At 60.1% G+C, this 1,809-nt stretch carries 1 pseudogene; it reads right to left on the bottom strand.

What is annotated here, in order from left to right:
- Window positions 1-933 precede the first annotated feature (933 nt).
- A pseudogene (locus ACXJKO_RS31720) lies at window positions 934-1,715 on the bottom strand (transposase).
- Between the last annotated feature and the right edge of the window lie 94 nt (window positions 1,716-1,809).

The following is a 1,809-nucleotide window of genomic DNA, read 5'->3' on the forward strand; positions in this document are numbered from 1 at the left end:
GCTGACGGCAAAGTGCCCTGCCGCCGCCCGGCAGGAATGGCCCGCCTCGACAAAGTCGGACACCCGCACCCGAAGATCGAGAGAATAGCAGTGACCCATGATCCACCTCCCGTTCCAGCAAGTGAATCACAGATCGCACCAGGCCAAAACCCAGGAGTCGAATTTCCAGTCCGATGCTTTAGCGGTGGCGTTTATTTTTTGCGTAGACAGGGCCGATCCTCAGGCTCGTAGGGTTAGCCGGAAGCAATAGTCGGAACCTGCTGTATTCCCCCGGAGCGGCTACGAATTCTTTACGAAGTCGGCCCTAGATGACCGGACAGGGCGATGAGCTCGAACAGTTGCGGAGGCTCTACCCCTCCGCTTGCGCCCTGGCTGAGAGGTTCGCCTAGACTCTTGGCTGGGGCGTTTTCATTTTTGGACTACTTCACAATCTGAGCACGCATCCCCTGAGTGGGACATGCCAATATAGGCAAAAAAGCTTAGATTTATGTCGTGGCCTACTCTGCCCCTATGGTAGCCACGGCGCCCTGGCTGAGCACCTGCTGGTATCACTCGGCTGGGGCGTTCTCATATGCGGCCAAAGAAAAACCCCGCCAGAAGACGGGGCTGCGCATGAGACGCTTTCACAAGTTGCAGTCGCTTTAGAAGGCTTGATCACGCGTGTGGATGTAACGGCATACGACAGCTGCCATGCAGAAGGCAAGCCACAATCCAAGAGCGGTCGACGGCACGTGCATCTTGGGCATCTCCTCTAGGCTTCGCCGCAGCGAGGAACATAGGGGCAAACTTGGCCGAAGCAATTCGGACGGATGGCTACCCCATTTGGTTTAGTGGCCCGCCGAAGCGAGCCTGAATGACGAGAGGCGGAGGGGGTTAGAGCGAGCCCATCTTTGTCAGATTACGAAGGGATGGACGAGCTAGAGCAACGGGCATTCAGACGAATCCATATCCGGCAGCGGTGAAGTAGTTGCGGCATGCGTCGGGCTCGACCAGATCGCAAATGTCGCCGATGGCGTGCCAGAGCGCCTCAACGGTTCGGGCTTCGGCTGTGCGCAAGTGCGCTTTGATCTGGGAGAAGACCTGCTCAATCGGGTTCAAATCCGGACTGTACGGTGGCAGGAACAGGAACCAGGCGCCTCTTTGCTTCAGGCAGTGTACGGCCTTCCAGCCAGTGCCCGAACGGCGCCTTGGCGTACAGCCGCTGCCCTTTGGGACAGCGGCCACGCAGGCGTGTCATCCTAGTAGATGTGCCGGTTTCATCCAGAAACACGAACCGATGCGGCTCCTTTCGCATGCGCGGCTGACGCTTCGTGCGCCAATGATCGCGCGCCTGGCGCACGTCGGAGCGTCCTTGTTCGCTGGCCCGCAGCGTTTTTTTTGAAGCTGTAGCCCTGGCGGATGAACCAGTGCGAGATCGCAGCGGGCGTGATCTTCGTGCCGCGGGACGCCAGTTCTGCCGCGAGCTGGGGCATGGTGATGTCATCCTTCTCGCTCACGCGGCGGATGAGGAAGTCGCGGTGCGGATCGAGCTTGGAGTAGCGCCAGCCACCCTCCGGCTTGGGCGCCAAGCTGCCGGTGGCGCGATAGGCCGCCATGAGCCGCACCACGAACGCGACGGAGACCTCGAAGTGGTGGGCGGCTGCGTGGCAGGAATGGCCCGCCTCGACAAAGCGCGCCACCCGGCGGCGCAGATCCAGCGAGTAGGACTTGGTCATCGCTCATCTCCTCTGAAGAGGGCTGAGACAAGTGAATCACGAAGCCGACATGCCGCATAGCCCCAACGACTCCATCAGAACTGTCGTCGCTCTA

The sequence above is a fragment of the Microvirga sp. P5_D2 genome, assembly GCF_054049475.1.